We start from the raw sequence: 18,903 nt of genomic DNA, 5'->3' as shown, positions 1-18,903 counted from the left end.
GAGTTTTCTAATGGCGTGGAATGAGCCTGGAAATAACAACAATAATAATGGCGGCGGCGATAATAAAGACCCTTGGGGTAATAAAAATCGTGGCGGTCGTGATCAAGGTCCACCAGATCTTGATGAAGTTTTTAATAAACTAAGCCAAAAACTGAGCGGTAAGTTCGGTGGTGGCAATAAAGGCGGAAACAATAAAGGTGGTAGCGGTTTACCTTCATTTGGCAATGGCGGCGCAATTGGCTTAGGTCTTATTGCAGTTGTTGCTATTGGTATTTGGGTATTCTCAGGCTTCTACACTATTGGTGAGAGTGAGCGCGGTGTCGTTTTACGCTTAGGTAAATATGATCGTATGGTTGATCCAGGTCTAAACTGGAAACCAACATTTATTGACCAAGTGACGCCAGTAAACATTCAATCAATTCGCTCATTAAACTCAAAAGGCTTAATGCTAACGAAAGATGAGAACGTTGTAACTGTTGAAATGGGTGTTCAGTACCGTGTTGCTGATGCAAGAAAATACCTATTCACAGTAACTAATGCAGATGACAGCTTACGCCAAGCAACTGACTCTGCACTACGTGCCGTTATTGGTGATGCGAAGATGGATGATATTTTGACCAGTGGTCGTCAAGTTATTCGTCAACGTACACAAGAAACACTTAATCGTATTATTGATAAATACGACATGGGTTTAATTGTTGTTGATGTCAACTTCCAGCTAGCTCGTCCGCCAGAGCAAGTAAAAGCATCATTTGATGATGCGATTGCAGCTCGAGAAGATGAAGAGCGTTTCATTCGTGAAGCTGAGGCCTACAGCAATGATATTCTTCCAAAAGCAACAGGTCGTGCTGAGCGTTTGAAGAAAGAGGCTCAAGGTTATACAGAGCGTACAGTCAACGAAGCGATTGGTCAGATTGCACAGTTTGAAAAACTATTGCCTGAATACAATAGAGCACCTGAAGTTACTCGTACTCGTTTGTACCTAGATACAATGGAACGAGTATACGGTAATACAAGTAAGGTTCTGATTGACTCTGAATCAAATGGTAACTTGTTATATCTTCCACTAGATAAAATTACAGGTAATCAGCAAGGCTCAGTGAAGTCATCTCCTAAAACATCAACATCATCGTCTAAGAATTATGATTTTGAGTTAGAGAAGAATGGTCAGCCAGATTCACAGACTAATACAACTGGTCGTAACTCAACTCGTGAAGGGAGATATTAATCATGCGTAAGTTAATGATCCCAACGCTTATCGTTGTTATCGCTATTTTCTTAATGTCACTGTTTGTGATCCCAGAAGGCGAGCGCGGTATTGTTACTCGATTTGGTCGTTTGATTAAAGATGATAATAATATTACACGTATCTATGAACCTGGTTTGCATTTTAAAATGCCAATGTTCGATCGTGTTAATACGTTAGATGCTCGTATTCAAACAATGGATGATCAATCAGACCGTTTCGTAACCTCTGAGAAAAAAGACGTTATTATCGATTCATACGTGAAATGGAAGATCAAAGATTTTGGTCAATTCTATCTAGCGACTGGCGGTGGTAATATTTTAACAGCAGAGTCACTATTACAACGTCGTGTATCTGATGGCCTACGTGCTGAGATTGGTAATAAAACCGTGAAAGAGATCGTTTCTGAGAAGCGTGAACAAGTAATGGCAACTGTACTTCTTGATTCTCAAGAAGGTACGGGTGATTTAGGTATTGAAGTGATTGATTTACGAATCAAGAAAATCAACCTACCAGAAGAAATCTCTGAATCGATTTACCGTCGTATGCGTGCAGAGCGTGAAGCGGTTGCTCGTAAACTACGTTCTCAAGGTCGTGAAAAAGCCGAAGTTATTCGTGCTCAATCAGAACTTGAAGTAGCAACTATTATTGCAGAAGCAGATAAAACAGCACAGATTACTCGTGGTGATGCCGATGCGAAAGTCGCAAAACTGTATGCTGATACGTTTAATAAAGAGCCTGAGTTCTTTAGCTTTATTCGTTCATTAAAAGCCTATGAGAGATCGTTTAACAGTAAGAGTGATATCTTAGTACTTGATCCTAAGACTGACTTCTTCAAATACATGAATGATCCAAAAGGTGGAAAATAATCACCTGTAGATTATGATTTATCTTAATTAACAAGGTCCTTCGGGGCCTTGTTTTGTTTCTGCTCGATAGATATTGAAAGGATAAGTGATGAGTAATGCAATATGGTTAGCGATTGGTGGTGTACTCATCGTTGAAGGATTAGGTCCTTTAATTGCTCCCAATGGATGGCGTAATATGGTGGCTCAGTTGAGTGAGCAACCAGATAATACTTTACGACGCATTGGCGGTTGTTTAGTGGTGGCTGGTGTTGTTATCTGTAGTGTGATGCTTTGAATTTTACGATAAATGTAAAGTCATAAACTTGTTTTTGATTTTATTGAGAAAATAAATGATAAATTTGTTTATATTGACAGCGCTTTATTGTGAAAGTGAGATTTCGCTTAAAAATAAATGAAACATTTGTCTATCAATGCTAGAATCCATTTTTAACTAACAAGCAGACTTTGGAAAGATGGGAAATAACGTAGTCGTTCTGGGCACCCAATGGGGTGACGAAGGTAAAGGTAAAATAGTAGACCTTTTAACTGAAGATGCAAAGTATGTGGTTCGCTATCAAGGCGGTCACAATGCAGGCCATACTCTAGTTATCGACGGTGAAAAAACCGTTCTACACTTAATTCCATCAGGTATCTTACGTAATAATGTTGAATGCATTATTGGTAATGGCGTAGTACTTTCACCTGATGCTTTACTAAAAGAAATGGCGCCACTTGAAGCGCGCGGTATTCCAGTTCGTGAACGCCTATTCATTTCTGAAGCTTGTCCTCTAATTCTTCCTTATCACGTAGCGCTAGACCAAGCGCGTGAAATCGCACGTGGTAACAAAGCAATTGGTACAACTGGTCGTGGTATCGGTCCTGCGTACGAAGATAAAGTATCTCGTCGTGGCCTACGTGTTGGCGATCTGTTTGATAAAGTTGCTTTTGCAGAGAAACTAAAAGAAGTAATGGAATACCATAACTTCGCATTAGTTAACTACTACAAAGTAGACGCTGTAAGCTATGAAGAAGTTCTTGAGCAAGCAATGAGCTATGCTGATCTACTTACTTCAATGGTTATTGATGTTACTGATACTCTTGATGCTGCACGTAAGCGTGGCGACAAGATTATGTTTGAAGGTGCTCAAGGTACACTTCTAGACATCGACCACGGTACTTACCCTTATGTAACGTCTTCTAACACGACTGCTGGCGGTGTTGCTGCTGGTTCTGGTTTTGGTCCTCGTCACTTAGGTTATATCCTAGGTATTACCAAAGCATACTGTACTCGTGTTGGTTCAGGTCCGTTCCCTACAGAGCTATATGACGGTCTAGAAAAACAAGACCCAGTTGGTAAGCACTTAGGCGATGTTGGTCATGAATTTGGCGCAACAACAGGCCGTTTACGCCGTACTGGTTGGTTCGATGCCGTTGCTATGCGTCGTGCAATTCAAATCAACTCACTATCTGGTATGTGTCTAACTAAGCTAGACGTATTAGATGGCCTAGAAGAACTTAAAATCTGTACTGGTTACAAGATGAATAACGGTTCTGTACTAGAAGTTTCTCCAATGGCTGCTGAAGCATTTGAAGAAGCAACACCAGTATACGAAACTATGCCTGGTTGGTCTGAAAACACATTTGGTGCGAAAACAATTGAAGAGCTTCCACAAGCTGCTCTAAATTATGTTAAGCGCATCGAAGAGTTAACAGGCGTGCCTATTGATATTATCTCTACTGGTCCTGACCGTAACGAGACAATCATCAAAGCACACCCATTCCAAGCGTAATCGCTTAGAGAATGAAGAAAAACCAGCTCATGTAGCTGGTTTTTTTATATCTGTTGTTTTAGTCCCTAGCCCTTACCTCTTCCCCATTAAGCTTCTAAATTTCATTTAATCAACAACTTATAAAGTATGGGCAAAAAATTGCCACTTAGGGCAAATTTTGTCTAAAGAACTTGCCGCTGACGTCGATACAATAAATACAGTTATAAAGAGTTGATGAATTATGAAACTACGACATCTCGTAGCAGCTTGTATGGTAGCCCTTGTACCCATGCATGCTTCTAGCGAAGAGATCGGGGAACCGATCCCAATTTACACCGAAAACCAATTATTCCGGTTGTTTGATACTAATTCACAGTTAACTCGTGTGAAGAACGTGGACAATTGTCAATTAGTTGAAGATATCGTTGCACGAGCAACTAAAATTGATTCTCCCGCTTATGAGTTCCTTTATGGAGACATGTTAGCGTGGGGAGTATGTGTGGACCGTGATGTAGAGCTAGGGCTTTACTATATGGAAAATGCAGCAAGGCAAGGCTTACCAGCGGCACTTGAGCAAATTGGCCGATACTATGCCAAGGGCACATTAGTGCAACAAGATAGAGAGCGAGCAATTCCATATTTACGCGAAGCCGCAGGAATGGGAAATGTAAACGCTCGTATTCACCTCGCTGAGTTACTTCTGAGTGATTACGGTAGCCCGTTAGATTACGAAGATGCGTATCGATGGTTATATAACACGGTTACTGCCGATGGACGTAAACATAAACGAATTGCTAACTTAAGAGATGGTTTAGAAATGCGTATGCCTGGCAATGTGATTGCGAGAGCAAAAAGACGAGATACCTTCTGGTAGAACCTAAAGTTTAATAGTTAACTGTTTTTGTTAGATATGTAATTTCATCAGCTCAAAAAAACGCCCAGTGATAAATTATCGCTGGGCGTTTTTGCATTTAAGACTCTATTAATTTATAGAACTTTATGAGGGCCAAAACACTCATAATGAATACGATCTTCAGTAACACCAAGTTCAATCAATTGCTTAGCGACATGTTGCATAAAGCCAACAGGACCACAGAAGTAGTAGTGGCCATTATCAGAGACGATCGCTTCTTTAACCTCAGTTAAATTAATTAGACCGTTAAACTGGAAGTCTTGATTTAGCGTATCTGTTTCCTGTGCTTGGTTATACCAAGTATACGCAGAGATATGTTCATGTTTCTCAGCTAAAGCAGAAATGTGTTGTTTAAATGCATGTTGAGAGCCATTTTCCGTTGCGTGTAACCACGTTACTTTTTCTTCATGTTGAGTAAGTGTTTCTAGCATAGAAAGTGTCGGAGTTAAGCCAACACCAGCAGAAATAAGCGTAACAGGTGTTGATGCTTCAACTTCTAAGAAGAAATCTCCAGCAGGGGCAGTAAGGTTTACCTTATCGCCAATATTCAGAGATGCATGTAGGTAATTTGATGCTTTACCGCCGTCTTCTCGTTTTACTGAAATACGATATGTTTTTTCTTGTGGTGCAGAAGATAGGCTGTATTGGCGAACTTCTTGGTTTTCAAACTCTTCAGGATTTAAGTAGATACCTATGTATTGACCTGGTTTGAAGTGTGAAACAGGTTGATCATCTGTCGGCATAAACGTGAAGCTAGTGATGTGTTCACTCTCTTTTTCTTTGGCGACTAATTCAAACTCGCGCAATCCACGCCAACCGCCATCAAGAGCGTTGTTATCTTGATAGATCTGCTCTTCACGTTGAATGAATACATTAGCAAGTACGCCATAAGCCTCGCCCCATGCATCTAATACTTCTTGGCCTGGAGAAAACATTTCATCAAGCGTCGCAATTAAGTGGCCACCAACAATATTGTATTGCTCGGCTGTGATCATAAAGCTCGTGTGCTTGTGTGCTATTTTTTCAACCGCAGGCAGTAAAACGGCTAGGTTTTCAATATTACCGGCATAAGCACAGATCGCATTGAATAGCGCTTCTCGTTGATCGCCATTGCGCTGATTGCTCATATTGAAAATATCTTTTAACTCAGGGTTATGAGTAAACATACGATCATAGAAATGAGCGGTTAATGCAGGACCAGTTTGTGCAAGTAATGGAATAGTTGATTTGATAATGTCGATAGTATTTTTGTTGAGCATAGTAGTTACCTTTAAAGGTGTATTTATTATATATGTTATAAGTTGTATCTAAAATATATCTTTTAGTCAAGAGAAGAATTACAATAAAAAAGAGATAGGGAGAGGATATGCAACTTACAAATTTTACTGATTTTGGCTTAAGAGCCTTGATATACCTAGCATCATTACCGAAAGATGAATTGACTAGCATTACAATAGTGACTGAAACATTTGATGTCTCGCGTAACCATATGGTGAAGATTATCAATAAACTGGGTCAAGAAGGTTACGTAAAAACCGTTCGAGGAAAGAACGGGGGGATTTGCTTAGGTAAGCCTGCTCAGCAGATCATTATTGGTGACGTTATTCGTTCGATTGAACCATTACAAGTCGTTAATTGTGCACCTGATTTTTGTCATATTACATCAGCATGTCGATTGAAGAGTGCCCTTGCTAAAGCCAAGCAAGCGTTTTTGGATGAGTTAGATAACTATACGATTCAAGATATGCTTACAGATAACAGTGAATTACTGATTTTGTTAAAGCGAGTTTAAGCTTGTAATTCAAGATCCTTTCCTATCTGTTGTTTCTATACTCAGGTACAATTACCTTATTATCTCCTCCGACTAAGCAGGTCAGCCTATGTCTAAGATTATTCAAAACGATCCTTTCAAAGATCGAGAAGCAGAAAAATACGAGAATCCAATTCCAAGCCGTGAGTGCATTCTTGAATTTTTCCAAAAAGCAGAAGCGCCTTTAAATCGTAATGACTTATTCGAAGCCCTAGGTTTATCTGGTGAAGATAACTATGAAGGCTTACGTCGTCGTTTAAGAGCGATGGAGCGTGACGGACAATTAGTTTTCACTCGTCGTCAGTGTTATGCATTACCAGAACGCATTGAAGTATTAAAAGGTGTTGTACTTGGACACCGTGATGGGTTCGGTTGGATCCGTCCTGAAGGCAGTGTTGGTAAAGACAATGATGTGCTTTTACCTTTCCACCAAATGAAGAAACTCATTCATGGTGATGTGATACTAGCTCAGCCAACTGGTACAGATAAGCGAGGCCGTAAAGAGGGTCGCGTAGTACGAGTATTAGAACCTCACAATGACGGCATTGTTGGTCGATTCTTTATTGAAGATGGTCAAGGTTTTGTTGTACCTGATGATTCACGTATTAATCAAGATATCTTCATTCCTACTGAGCACAAAATGGGTGCTCGCATGGGTAATGTCGTTGTGATTAATATTACTGACCGTGGTGGCCGTGCTCGTGGCATGTCAGGTCAGGTTATTGAAGTGCTTGGTGAGAATATGGCGCCAGGAATGGAGATTGATATTGCACTGCGTACTCACAATATTCCTCATGTATGGCCTACAGCAGTTGAAAAACAAGTTGAAGGCTTAGCAGAAGAAGTACCAGAAGAAGCAAAAGTAGGCCGTGTTGATCTTCGTGAACTACCATTAGTAACCATTGATGGTGAAGATGCTCGAGATTTCGATGATGCGGTATTCTGTCAAGCGAAAGCCTCTGGTGGCTGGCGTTTATGGGTTGCGATTGCCGATGTTAGTTATTACGTTCGTCCAGACAATGCATTAGACAAAGAAGCGATTCAGCGTGGTAACTCGGTTTATTTCCCTGCGCAAGTGGTTCCAATGTTGCCAGAAGTATTATCGAATGGCCTGTGTTCATTGAATCCACAAGTTGACCGTTTATGTATGGTGTGTGAGATGACCATCTCAGCATCTGGTAAATTGTCAGGCTTTAAACATTACGAAGCGGTGATGAACTCACACGCTCGTCTAACTTACAACAAAGTAAGTGACATTCTAGATGGAGATGAAGAACTGACTCAACGTTATGAGCCATTAGTTCCGCATCTTAAAGAATTACACAACATGTATCAGGTGCTAAAAACGGCACGTGAAGCACGTGGTGCAATTGAATTTGAAACGATTGAAACCAAGTTCATTTTTAATGCTGATCGTAAAATTGATCGTATTGAACCTGTTATTCGTAACGACGCGCATAAGATCATTGAAGAGTGTATGATCTTAGCTAACATCGCATCGGCAAGCTTTGTAGAAAAAGCGAAAGAGCCTGCGCTGTACCGTGTACATGAGTCTCCAGGTGAAGAACGTCTGCAAGGTTTCCGTGATTTCTTAGGAGAGCTTGGTCTAAGCTTATCGGGTGGATTAACTCCATCACCAACAGATTACGGTCAATTGGTGCATTTGATTGCCGATCGTCCTGACAAAGAATTGATTCAAACTATGCTGCTACGCTCAATGAAGCAAGCGGTATACAACGCAGATAATCAAGGCCACTTCGGTCTCGCATTGAAGCGTTATGCGCACTTTACGTCGCCAATTCGTCGTTACCCTGATCTACTATTACACCGTGCAATTAAATATCTCATTGCCAAAGAGAAAGGTCAAAACAACGATCGTTGGACACCAACAGGTGGTTACCACTATTCATTCGATGATATGGATGTATTTGGTGAGCAATGTTCAATGACTGAGCGCCGCGCTGATGATGCTACACGTGATGTTGCTGATTGGCTTAAATGTGAATACATGCAAGATCATATCGGTGAAGAGCTAGAAGGTGTGATTGCCAATGTCACCGGCTTCGGTTTCTTTGTTCGATTGAATGATCTACACATTGATGGTTTGGTTCATATTTCATCGTTAGCGAATGATTACTATCAGTTTGATGCTGCTGGTCAACGCTTAACGGGTGAAAGTTCGGGTCAAGTTTTCCGTCTTGGTGACCAAGTCACGGTTAAAGTGGTTGCGGTAAATCTTGATGATCGCAATATTGACTTTGAATGCACAAGTTCAATGCGTAAAGCGCGTGGTCACGGTAAAACTGCCAAAGACAATGCGAAGAAACGCGATGGCAAAAAAGAACCGCGCCGTGATCCAAACTTCAAAGCGAAGAAAAAAGGGGATAAAGCGGAGCCAAAAGGTCGTGGTCAATTAGGTGAACGTAAATCCAAAGGTAAGAGCAAAGTGAAATCAAAAGCTCAAGCCATGGTTGAACCAACAAAACGCCCAGACGGTTCTGCTGAAGAGGTTAAGGCAAAAAGAAAGCCAAAACCTAAGCACAAGAAAAAAGTGCGCGCAAGAAAGCCTAAGCCAAAAGCGGAATAAGCAACCCTTCGATAATGAGGCAAACGTGCCTCATTAGAACCACTAATTTGTAATAGAAAGAAGCGATAACATGAGTAATGAATTTCTTTTTGGTATCCACGCAACCAAAGCAGTATTAGAGCGTGATCCGGCCCGTTTTATTGAAATATTTGTATTGAAAGGTCGTGAAGACGATCGTTTGCTACCTATCATCAAAGAGCTAACTGATCTTGGGTTTAAAATCCAAGAGCTTCCACGTAAAACGTTGGATGACAAAGCAAATGGTGCGAATCACCAAGGTATTATTGCTCGTGTTACTCCTGCTAAGCAGCTTAATGAACATGATTTAGATGACATCATCAACAAGACTGAGAACCCGTTGTTCCTAGTTCTTGATGGTGTTACTGATCCTCATAACTTAGGCGCTTGTCTACGTAATGCTGATGGTGCTGGTGTAGCGGCGGTTATCGTTCCTAAAGATAAGTCGGCATCAATGACAGCAACAGTAAGTAAAGTCGCTTGTGGTGCTGCGGAAGTGGTTCCTTTGGTTCGTGTGACTAACTTAGCTCGTACTATGCGTGCTCTGCAAGAAAAAGGCGTATGGTTTGTCGGTACTGCTGGTGAAGCGACACATAATGTATACCAAGCTAAGTTAACAGGCCCATTAGCTATCGTTATGGGAGCGGAAGGGGACGGTATGCGTCGCCTAACTCGCGAGACCTGTGATGACCTAATTAAAATCCCAATGGCAGGCTCTGTAAGCAGTTTAAATGTTTCTGTAGCGTCAGGTGTCTGTTTATTTGAAGCAGTACGTCAACGTTCGTTACAAGGCTAAATAGTCTATAAAAACAAGTGGCTAAGAGTGAGGGTGATGAGTATTCCATTACCTTCTTTTTTTTAACTGAATCAAAGAAAATATTTTTGTGATTTAGATATCTTTTTCTTGCCAATAACGCTGTTTTTCTATACTATCCGCCGTTCTTAATTCTCAGTCTTTTTTTTAGTTCCTTGCTTCCCTTGGATGACTGAGCCAATCGTGGAAGCTGAATAATCCGTAAGGAGCAACCAATGCGTCATTATGAAATCGTATTCATGGTGCATCCTGATCAAAGCGAGCAAGTTGCTGGCATGATCGAGCGTTACACAGGTTCAATCACAGAAGCTGGTGGTACTATCCACCGTCTAGAAGATTGGGGTCGTCGTCAAATGGCTTACCCAATCAACAAATTGCATAAAGCACACTACGTTCTTATGAACGTTGAGTCTGAGCAATCTGTTATTGATGAACTAGAAACTGCATTCCGTTACAACGATGCTGTTCTACGTAACATGATCATGCGTACTAAAGCTGCGATCACTGAGCCATCAGTAATGATGAAAGCTAAAGAAGAGCGTTCTGCTAAGCGTGAAGACGCTGCACCACGCGCTGAAGAAGCTGCTGCTGAGTAATTGATTTGATGACCAATCGATTGGAGTTGAGCGGTATTATCGCCAAGGCTCCGGTTCGAAGTCTTAGTCCTGCGGGCATACCTCATTGTCATTTTGTCATTGAGCATCGTTCGATTAAACAGGAAGCTGGCTTATCACGTGAAGTCTATTGCAGAATGAGCGTGGTAGTTAGTGGACAAGGGTCTCAAGCTTTAACTGCAAACTTGGCTCAAAGCAGTAACGTTACGGTAGGTGGTTTTATCACTTATCAGACAGGCCGAAATGGCGTGGCGAGAGTAGTGTTACATGCTGAGCATATTAAATTAATTTAGATCTGGAGATAGCCCATGGCTCGTTTCTTCCGTCGTCGTAAATTCTGCCGTTTTACAGCAGAAGGCGTACAAGAGATTGACTACAAAGACGTAGCAACTCTAAAAAACTACATCACTGAAGCTGGTAAAATCGTACCTAGCCGTATCACTGGTACTCGTGCTAAATACCAACGTCAGCTAGCTCGCGCTATCAAGCGTTCTCGTTACCTTGCACTTCTACCGTACACAGATAAGCATCTGTAAGTCGATAGCGGTTTAATAAGTTTATAGAGGACTAAGATAATGCAAGTTATTCTACTTGATAAAATCGGTAACCTAGGTGGCCTTGGCGACCAAGTTAACGTTAAAGCTGGTTACGCACGTAACTTCCTTATCCCACAAGGTAAGGCTGTTATGGCAACTAAAGCTAACGTAGAGATGTTTGAAACTCGTCGTGCTGAATTAGAAGCTAACGTTGCTAAGCAACTAGCTGCTGCTGAAGTTCGTGCTGAGTCTGTTAACGCTCTAGAAGTTACTATCGCATCAAAATCTGGTGACGAAGGTAAACTATTCGGTTCAATCGGTACTCGTGACATCGCTGACGCTGCTACAGCTGCTGGCGTTGCAATCGCGAAAAGCGAAGTTCGTCTTCCTGAAGGCGCTCTACGTACAACTGGTTCTTTCGAAGTTAGCATCCAACTTCACTCTGAAGTATTTGCTACATTGAAATTAGAAGTTACAGCTGCTGAGTAATCACTAGCTAACTTATAATTTAAACGCCAGCCTTAGTGCTGGCGTTTTTTTTGTCTTTCAATTACATTCATATATCCTTTCTATTCTCCCTATCACTTTTTTCTATCTTGAAAATAACTCAATAACAACTTGAGAAAAATTCATAATCAGCCCCTTGACATTGAACGCTATAACATACATTCTGTAGACATATAGACGTCTAAATGATGTCAACACGGATGATATATTTTTGTAATGCACTATGTTTAGCATTACAGCAGGGAGAGCAAGATATGGCCTATTCACACGCAAGCCACCTAGAATCACTAAATCAAAATATTGCTGAGCTTGATGGTAATATCAATGTCTCTTTTGAGTTTTTTCCGCCAAGTTCAGAGAAGATGGAAGAAACATTGTGGAACTCGATTCACCGCTTAAAAACATTGAAACCAAAATTTGTCTCCGTTACTTATGGTGCAAACTCTGGCGAGCGTGATCGTACTCACTCAATCATTAAAGAAATCAAAGAACAAACAGGTCTTATTGCAGCGCCGCATTTAACCTGTATTGATGCAAGCCGTTCAGAGCTTGTTGATATCGCTAATGACTATTGGGCAAATGGCATTAAAGATATCGTTGCATTACGTGGTGATATTCCAGCTGGCGGCGGTGCTCCAGAAATGTATGCATCAGATTTGGTTGAGTTGTTAAAGTCTCAACATGACTTTGATATTTCAGTAGCGGCATTTCCTGAAGTTCATCCTGAAGCGAAAAGTGCACAAGCTGATCTACTTAATTTAAAGCGTAAAGTAGATGCAGGTGCGAATCGTGCGATTACTCAATTCTTCTTTGATGTAGAAAGTTACCTGCGTTTTCGTGACCGTTGTGTGTCTGCTGGCATCGATGTTGAGATCATTCCAGGTATTTTACCTGTATCAAACTTCAAACAAGCTTCTCGTTTTGCGAAAATGAACAATGTGAAGATCCCTGGTTGGATGGCACAGCAGTTTGAAGGCTTGGATGATGATCCAGTGACTCGTCAAATGGTTGGTGCAAGTCATGCGATTGATATGACGCGTATTCTAAGTCGTGAAGGTGTGAAAGACTTCCATTTCTATACGCTAAACCGTGCAGAACATACTTACGCACTGTGTCATACACTAGGTGTTCGTCCTAAAGGCTAAAATTGCCTAAGAATCATTGATAAAGAACCGCTCACTGTAGCGGTTTTTTTATGTCGGTATCTTTCTAAAAGATAAAAAAAAGGCCACCGAAGTGACCTTTGAATAATAGGAAGGGGGTTTTAACGCTTAGGCTTAACCCGTGTTACGCATACCTGCAGATATACCTGCAATCGTAACCATTAATGCTTCTTCAAGCTCTGGTGACGTATCTTCTTGCTGACGGGTACGGAACAGCAGTTCAGCTTGCAGCATGTTTAGTGGATCAACATAGATGTTACGTAGCTTGATTGATTCAGAACCCCATGGGTCACTTTCCATTAAGTGATCGCTGTTCTCTACGTTCAATACCGCTTTAATATCCGCTTGTAATTGATTACGTAGACGCTCACCTAGAGGCCATAGAGACTTATCTGTTAAACGTTGGTCATAGTATTCAGACATCTGTGGATTACACTTGGTGTAAACCATTTCAAGCATACCAAGGCGCGTAGAGAAGAAAGGCCATTCACGACACATCTCTTCTAATAGCTCTTGATGACCCTTATCAATTGAATATTGAATTGCTTCACCAGCACCTAGCCACGCAGGAAGAACCAAACGGTTTTGACTCCATGAGAAGATCCATGGAATAGCACGTAAGCTTTCAACGCCACCATTTGGGTTACGCTTAGCAGGGCGAGATCCTAGCGGAAGTTTACCTAGTTCTAACTCCGGTGTTGCTGCACGGAAGTAAGGAACAAAGTCTTTTTCGCCACGAACCACATTACGGTAGGCTTCACATGACACTTCAGACAGCACTTCCATCAGATCACGCCAATCTTGTTTTGGCTCTGGTGGTGGCAGAAGGTTAGCTTCAAGGATCGCACTTGCGTATAGGTTAAAGCTGTTTACAGCAACTTCAGGTAGACCCAATTTAAAGCGGATCATTTCCCCCTGTTCTGTTACGCGTAAACCGCCTTTTAAACTTTTCGGTGGCTGAGACAGAAGAGCTGCATGCGCTGGAGCGCCGCCACGGCCAATAGTACCGCCACGGCCGTGGAATAAAGTAAGCTCAATGCTCTCTTTCTCACACACTTCAACCAGTGCTTCCATCGCGCTGTATTGCGCCCAACCTGCTGACATTACACCAGCATCTTTTGCAGAATCAGAATAACCGATCATTACCATTTGATGGTTCTGGATAAATCCACGGTACCAATCAATAGAGAATAGCTGTTCCATTACTTCTTTTGAGCGATTCAAATCGTCCAGAGTTTCAAACAGTGGGCATACATCCATACGGAATGGACAGCCAGCTTCTTGAAGTAATAAGTGAACCGCTAATACATCAGATGCAGTTCGAGCCATTGAAATAACATAAGAGCCTAACGCTTCTTTAGATTGCTCAGCAACGACTTTACAGGTGTCGATAACTTCTTGAACTTCAGGAGATGGCTCCCAATTACGAGGTAGAAGAGGGCGCTTAGAGCTTAGCTCGTTCACAAGGAAAGAGATTTTGTCTTGCTCGCTCCACTGATCGTAATCACCAATGCCTAAGTAACGAGTCAGCTCTGATAGAACATCTGAGTGACGAGTACTTTCTTGACGAATATCTAAACGAACAAGGTGTGCGCCAAACGCTTTCACACGACGTAATGTATCTAATAGTGAACCTTCTGCAATGATACCCATACCGCAAGCATGCAGTGATTGATAACACGAATACAGTGGTGCCCACAGTTGGTCAGCATCGGTCAGAATAGTTTTATTCGGCGCTCGTTCACCTTTCATTTGTGCATCTAGGCTTTCAAGTGTGTCGCCTAGTAGTACGCGAAGCTGTTTTAGGATCGCACGGTAAGGTTCGTGTTGATCACCTGCTAGTTCACGAACTTCATCAGAACATTTCACCATCGAAAGTTCACTGATCAATTCGTTAATATCTTTTAAGTACAGGTCAGCGGCTTTCCAGCGAGAAAGAAGCATTACTTCACGAGTGATCGTGTGTGTTACGAACGGGTTACCATCACGGTCACCGCCCATCCAAGAGGACATATGCACAGGACGAGCATCAATTGGAAGACCTTCACCAAGGTGACCTTCTAAACGTTGGTCGAATTCACGTAAGAAATCCGGAATACCTTGCCATAAAGAGTTCTCAACAACGGCAAAGCCCCATTTTGCTTCGTCTAATGGGGTTGGGCGTTCTTGACGGATAACATCAGAGTGCCACGCTTGAGCAATCAGTTGTTCAAGGCGACGTTCCGTTTTATCACGTTCAGAGAAAGAGATATCACCAAGCTCAAGTTTTGATAAACATTCGTTGATTTTCACCAACTTGTTGATCATAGTGCGACGTGCAATTTCGGTCGGATGTGCCGTTAAAACAAGCTCAATGTTTAATTCACGAACCGCTTGTGCTGTATCCAACTTACTAACGTCATTTTGGCTTAGTTTAGAGAATAGGGTGCTAATGGTATCTGGTTCGCATACGTGTGCTTCACAATGACGTGAAATCGTATGGTACTGCTCTGCCATATTGGTTAAATTTAGGAACTGACTGAATGCACGAGCAACTGGAGTCAGTTGATCATCTGGAAGACTTTTAATTTCTTCAATCAGTGCATTACGGTCATCGTCGCTTCCTGCGCGTGCTGTTTTAGACAGCTTACGAATGGTTTCAACTTTTGCTAATAGCTCTTCACCATGTGCGTCTCGAATCGTGTTTCCAAGTAAGTGACCCAACATGCTGACATTGCTTTTTAAAGCAGCGTACTTTTCATTCATACATACTTCCTATACTGTAATTTTGTTACATCCTAAGTTTTTTCTACCACCAATCTATCCGAATTTACGGCGCTTCGTCAAATATTGAAGAATAAACGATGACTTTTTAAACAATATCTTGCCGTAGATCATCGAATATTCATTTTGATATTGACGGTTTTTGTAAATTTATTTCATCTAAAAACAGTGCTTGTACATTAACTTGCTCAATACATTGATCGTTGGGTCAATAAAAGAAAACGCTAAAAATTCATCAGGTTGGTGCGCTTGTTCAATTGAACCAGGACCTAAAACGAGCGTTGGACAAAGATCTTGTAAGAAAGGAGCTTCGGTACAATAGTTCACTGTCTCTACTTCTTGTCCACAAATCTCAGCAGTACTCGTCACAATTGGGCTGTCTGCGCTACATTCGTAACCTGGAATAGGCTCATGAAGAGGGGTGATATCAATACGACCAGGCCACTTAGCTTCAACCTCTTTTAATGCATCACGCAGCATATTGTCTAACCCATCAAGGCTGATCCCTGGTAATGGACGCACATCATAGTGCAACTCACAACAGCCACAGATACGGTTAGGGCTATCGCCGCCATGGATATGGCCTAGGTTTAATGTTGGGTATGGAATCGAGAATCCAGGGTTATGGTATTCCTTAACCAGTTTGTTTTTTAGGTTCATTAAGGCAAACATGATCTCATTCATGATCTCTAATGCATTCACACCATGAGCAGGGTCAGAAGAGTGCCCCGATTTTCCTGTAACTCGAACGGCATTAGCAACATGCCCTTTATGCCCACGAATAGGTTTTAAACTCGTCGGTTCACCAATGATGCAGTAATCCGGTTTGATTTGAGTGTTTGAGGCAAAGTGACGAGCCCCTAGCATGGTCGTTTCTTCATCGCAGGTTGCTAGAATATAAAGTGGCTTAGATTGGTCTTTCCAATTGATATTTTTAATCGCCTCTAAGATGAAAGCAAAAAAGCCCTTCATATCGGCAGTACCTAAACCATAAAATCGGTCATTGGCTTCGGTTAGGGCATGAGGCTCATAGTTCCAACGTCCTTGGTCATAAGGCACGGTATCTGTATGTCCTGCGAGTAATAACCCACCTTCGCCTGAACCTAATTTAGCCAATAGATTGAGTTTGCCTTTTTCAATCTCTTCAATTTCGACTTCACACCCTAAATCTTCACACCATTGCGCTAATTTATGGATGACTTCGGCATTGCCTTCATCCCAACTTGAGTCAGTTGAGCTGATCGATGAGGTCGAAATGAGTTGCTGATAATACTCTTTAAATTCTGGAAATTTCATTTATTCATACATCCACTGTTGACACAAAAGATAGAACCCTGTAAAACACATATTAAATCACATAAAGTGAATAGAAATACAGTTTAGTTTAATTTTAATGAATAAACTAAATTATAAAAAGGAAAGTCAGTATCGAATATGTGTAACGCTCAAGTTACCCTGAATGGCATTTTCCTTCAATAGATGAAGAGATAAACGGACGTATTATGTTGAAAACAACCATCATCGGAGCAAGCGGATATACAGGTGCAGAATTGGCACTGATGATATTTAAGCACCCACACCTTTCTTTAGCGGGTTTGTACGTATCAGAAAATAGCTTGGATAAAGGAAAAGCGATCAGTGATCTTTATGGTTCACTAAAGGGTATTGTCGATGACGCATTACAGCCGTTGTTGGATATAACTCAAGTTGCTAAAGAATCTGATGTTGTGTTACTTGCGACTGCTCATGAAGTTAGCCACGACTTAGCGGCGACATTTTTAGAGCATGATTGCGTCGTTTTTGATTTATCTGGTGCGTTCCGTGTAAAAAAAGAAGGTTTCTATTCTGAGTATTATGGTTTTGAGCATCAATATGAAGAGTGGTTAGATAAAGCCGTTTATGGGTTGGCTGAGTGGAATGCTGAAGCGATTGCTCAAGCTCAATTGGTTGCGGTTCCGGGTTGTTATCCAACGGCGTCACAATTAGCACTAAAACCATTAGTAGAATCTAACTTATTAGATAAAAATCAATGGCCTGTTATTAATGCAACCAGTGGCGTTACTGGGGCGGGTCGTAAAGCGAATTTAGTCAGCAGCTTTTGTGAGGTTAGCCTTCAACCTTATGGTGTTTTTAATCACCGTCATCAGCCTGAAATCGCAGCGCATTTAGGTTGTGATGTTATTTTTACCCCTCATCTTGGTAATTTCAAACGTGGCATTTTAGCGACGATTACAACCAAGTTAGAGAAAGGCGTAACAGAAGCAGACATTCAAAAGGCATTTAATAGCGCCTATGCAGAAACACCTGTGGTTCGTTTACTTGGTAATGAGATGCCAAAAATTCAATCTGTTGAAAAAACGCCTTTCTGTGATATTGGCTGGAAAGTGCAAGGTGAGCATCTAATTGTTGTCTCTGCGATTGATAATTTATTAAAAGGTGCATCAAGCCAAGCAATGCAATGCATTAATATTCGTTTTGGCTTTCCAATGTTAACGTCTTTAATATAAAGTATGGTATTTAGTATGAAGCAACGTCCTTTAGTGATTAAGTTAGGTGGTGCGGTATTGTCATCAACCGAAACGTTAACACAATTGTTTAAAACGGTTTCAAACTATCAACAGCAAGCAAACCGAGCATTAGTGATTGTTCATGGTGGTGGCTATTTAGTGGACGAGTTGATGGACAAACTTCAACTTAAAACCATTAAAAAAGAAGGCTTACGCGTTACACCAAAAGATCAAATTGGTTATATCACTGGTGCTCTGGCTGGTACGGCAAATAAAATGCTGCAAGGCCAAGCGATGAAGAATGGTGTAAAGGCAATTGGACTTAGTTTGGCTGATGGCGGTTTATGTCATATCACTCAACTGAACCCTGAGTTAGGTAATGTAGGTTTAGCGACCGCAGGTGATGCTACGGTGTTGAATGCTATTTTAGCGACTCAAGTGACTCCTATTATTAGTTCGATTGGTATTACAGCTCAAGGTGAGTTAATGAATGTTAATGCCGATCAAGCCGCAGTCGCTGTTGCGGCGGCATTAGATGCTGATTTAGTCTTACTTTCGGATGTGGCTGGTGTTTTGGATAGTGAAAAACAACTGATCACCCATTTGGATTCAGAGCAAGCTGAGTTATTGATCCAACAAGATGTCATTACCGATGGCATGATTGTTAAAGTTCGTGCGGCACTAGAAGCGGCACAAGAATTAGGAAGAGCGATAGAAGTGGCATCATGGCGCTCTCCAGAAAAATTAGCTGAGTTGTTTATTGGAAACAGCATTGGTACCCAGTTTCAGCCTTAATAGGCAATAAGTC

General features: G+C 41.4%; 18 protein-coding genes. 15 read left to right on the top strand and 3 right to left on the bottom strand.

The annotated features are described in order from the left end of the window. Nucleotides 1-10 precede the first annotated feature (10 nt). The 5 genes from hflK (at nucleotide 11) to motX (ending at nucleotide 4,737) form a co-directional block, all read left to right on the top strand. Nucleotides 11-1,228, top strand: a complete 1,218-nt coding sequence (hflK, locus tag AC2INI_RS12210) for an FtsH protease activity modulator HflK (protein WP_486304937.1) — start codon at nucleotides 11-13, stop codon at nucleotides 1,226-1,228. A gap of 2 nt (nucleotides 1,229-1,230) precedes the next feature. Continuing rightward, a complete protein-coding gene (hflC, locus tag AC2INI_RS12205) occupies nucleotides 1,231-2,115 on the top strand; it encodes a protease modulator HflC (protein WP_486304936.1) in 885 nt (294 codons plus the stop codon). A gap of 88 nt (nucleotides 2,116-2,203) precedes the next feature. Continuing rightward, on the top strand, nucleotides 2,204-2,389 hold the full coding sequence (locus tag AC2INI_RS12200; RefSeq protein ID WP_060992657.1) for a DUF2065 domain-containing protein: 186 nt from the start codon (nucleotides 2,204-2,206) through the stop codon (nucleotides 2,387-2,389). Nucleotides 2,390-2,567: 178 nt separating this feature from the next. Further along, entirely contained in the window at nucleotides 2,568-3,884 is a 1,317-nt protein-coding gene (locus AC2INI_RS12195) for an adenylosuccinate synthase (protein ID WP_486304935.1), read from the top strand. A 220-nt stretch (nucleotides 3,885-4,104) separates the two neighbouring features. Then, a complete protein-coding gene (motX, locus tag AC2INI_RS12190) occupies nucleotides 4,105-4,737 on the top strand; it encodes a flagellar protein MotX (RefSeq protein WP_122033767.1) in 633 nt (210 codons plus the stop codon). A gap of 113 nt (nucleotides 4,738-4,850) precedes the next feature. On the opposite strand, the gene hmpA is transcribed toward motX, so the two are convergent. Continuing rightward, nucleotides 4,851-6,035 carry an NO-inducible flavohemoprotein gene (hmpA, locus tag AC2INI_RS12185; RefSeq protein WP_122033766.1) on the bottom strand — a complete coding sequence of 395 codons (1,185 nt, stop codon included), beginning with the start codon at nucleotides 6,033-6,035 and terminating at the stop codon, nucleotides 4,851-4,853. Nucleotides 6,036-6,142: 107 nt separating this feature from the next. On the opposite strand from hmpA, the gene nsrR reads away from it, so the two are divergent. From nsrR to metF, 8 genes are all read left to right on the top strand, one after another. Continuing rightward, entirely contained in the window at nucleotides 6,143-6,568 is a 426-nt protein-coding gene (gene nsrR / locus AC2INI_RS12180; RefSeq protein WP_122033765.1) for a nitric oxide-sensing transcriptional repressor NsrR, read from the top strand. Between the two features lie 88 nt (nucleotides 6,569-6,656). Next, nucleotides 6,657-9,173: a ribonuclease R gene (gene rnr, locus AC2INI_RS12175; RefSeq protein ID WP_486304934.1), complete on the top strand. Its 2,517-nt coding sequence runs from the start codon at nucleotides 6,657-6,659 to the stop codon at nucleotides 9,171-9,173. Nucleotides 9,174-9,243: 70 nt separating this feature from the next. After that, complete coding sequence (gene rlmB / locus AC2INI_RS12170) at nucleotides 9,244-9,987, top strand: 23S rRNA (guanosine(2251)-2'-O)-methyltransferase RlmB (RefSeq protein WP_122033763.1); 744 nt, start codon at nucleotides 9,244-9,246, stop codon at nucleotides 9,985-9,987. 233 nt (nucleotides 9,988-10,220) lie between these two features. Beyond that, entirely contained in the window at nucleotides 10,221-10,601 is a 381-nt protein-coding gene (gene rpsF / locus AC2INI_RS12165; protein ID WP_045101091.1) for a 30S ribosomal protein S6, read from the top strand. 8 nt (nucleotides 10,602-10,609) lie between these two features. Then, nucleotides 10,610-10,912: a primosomal replication protein N gene (gene priB, locus AC2INI_RS12160; protein WP_486304933.1), complete on the top strand. Its 303-nt coding sequence runs from the start codon at nucleotides 10,610-10,612 to the stop codon at nucleotides 10,910-10,912. Nucleotides 10,913-10,927: 15 nt separating this feature from the next. Continuing rightward, complete coding sequence (rpsR, locus tag AC2INI_RS12155; protein ID WP_005421136.1) at nucleotides 10,928-11,155, top strand: 30S ribosomal protein S18; 228 nt, start codon at nucleotides 10,928-10,930, stop codon at nucleotides 11,153-11,155. Nucleotides 11,156-11,194: 39 nt separating this feature from the next. Next, nucleotides 11,195-11,644 carry a 50S ribosomal protein L9 gene (gene rplI, locus AC2INI_RS12150; RefSeq protein WP_122033762.1) on the top strand — a complete coding sequence of 150 codons (450 nt, stop codon included), beginning with the start codon at nucleotides 11,195-11,197 and terminating at the stop codon, nucleotides 11,642-11,644. A 272-nt stretch (nucleotides 11,645-11,916) separates the two neighbouring features. Further along, a complete protein-coding gene (gene metF, locus AC2INI_RS12145) occupies nucleotides 11,917-12,807 on the top strand; it encodes a methylenetetrahydrofolate reductase (RefSeq protein WP_122033761.1) in 891 nt (296 codons plus the stop codon). A gap of 132 nt (nucleotides 12,808-12,939) precedes the next feature. On the opposite strand, the gene ppc is transcribed toward metF, so the two are convergent. After that, nucleotides 12,940-15,570, bottom strand: coding sequence for a phosphoenolpyruvate carboxylase (gene ppc / locus AC2INI_RS12140; protein ID WP_486304932.1), 2,631 nt, complete (start codon nucleotides 15,568-15,570; stop codon nucleotides 12,940-12,942). Between the two features lie 177 nt (nucleotides 15,571-15,747). Next, entirely contained in the window at nucleotides 15,748-16,884 is a 1,137-nt protein-coding gene (gene argE, locus AC2INI_RS12135) for an acetylornithine deacetylase (RefSeq protein ID WP_486304931.1), read from the bottom strand. A 206-nt stretch (nucleotides 16,885-17,090) separates the two neighbouring features. Between argE and argC the strand changes: the two genes are divergently transcribed. Both argC and argB read left to right on the top strand, forming a co-directional pair. Next, nucleotides 17,091-18,095 carry an N-acetyl-gamma-glutamyl-phosphate reductase gene (gene argC, locus AC2INI_RS12130; RefSeq protein ID WP_486304930.1) on the top strand — a complete coding sequence of 335 codons (1,005 nt, stop codon included), beginning with the start codon at nucleotides 17,091-17,093 and terminating at the stop codon, nucleotides 18,093-18,095. Nucleotides 18,096-18,110: 15 nt separating this feature from the next. Beyond that, nucleotides 18,111-18,890 carry an acetylglutamate kinase gene (argB, locus tag AC2INI_RS12125; RefSeq protein ID WP_486304929.1) on the top strand — a complete coding sequence of 260 codons (780 nt, stop codon included), beginning with the start codon at nucleotides 18,111-18,113 and terminating at the stop codon, nucleotides 18,888-18,890. Nucleotides 18,891-18,903: the final 13 nt, after the last annotated feature.

It is taken from the genome of Aliivibrio friggae (assembly GCF_057368515.1).
This window is presented reverse-complemented; position numbering and strand designations above follow the sequence as displayed.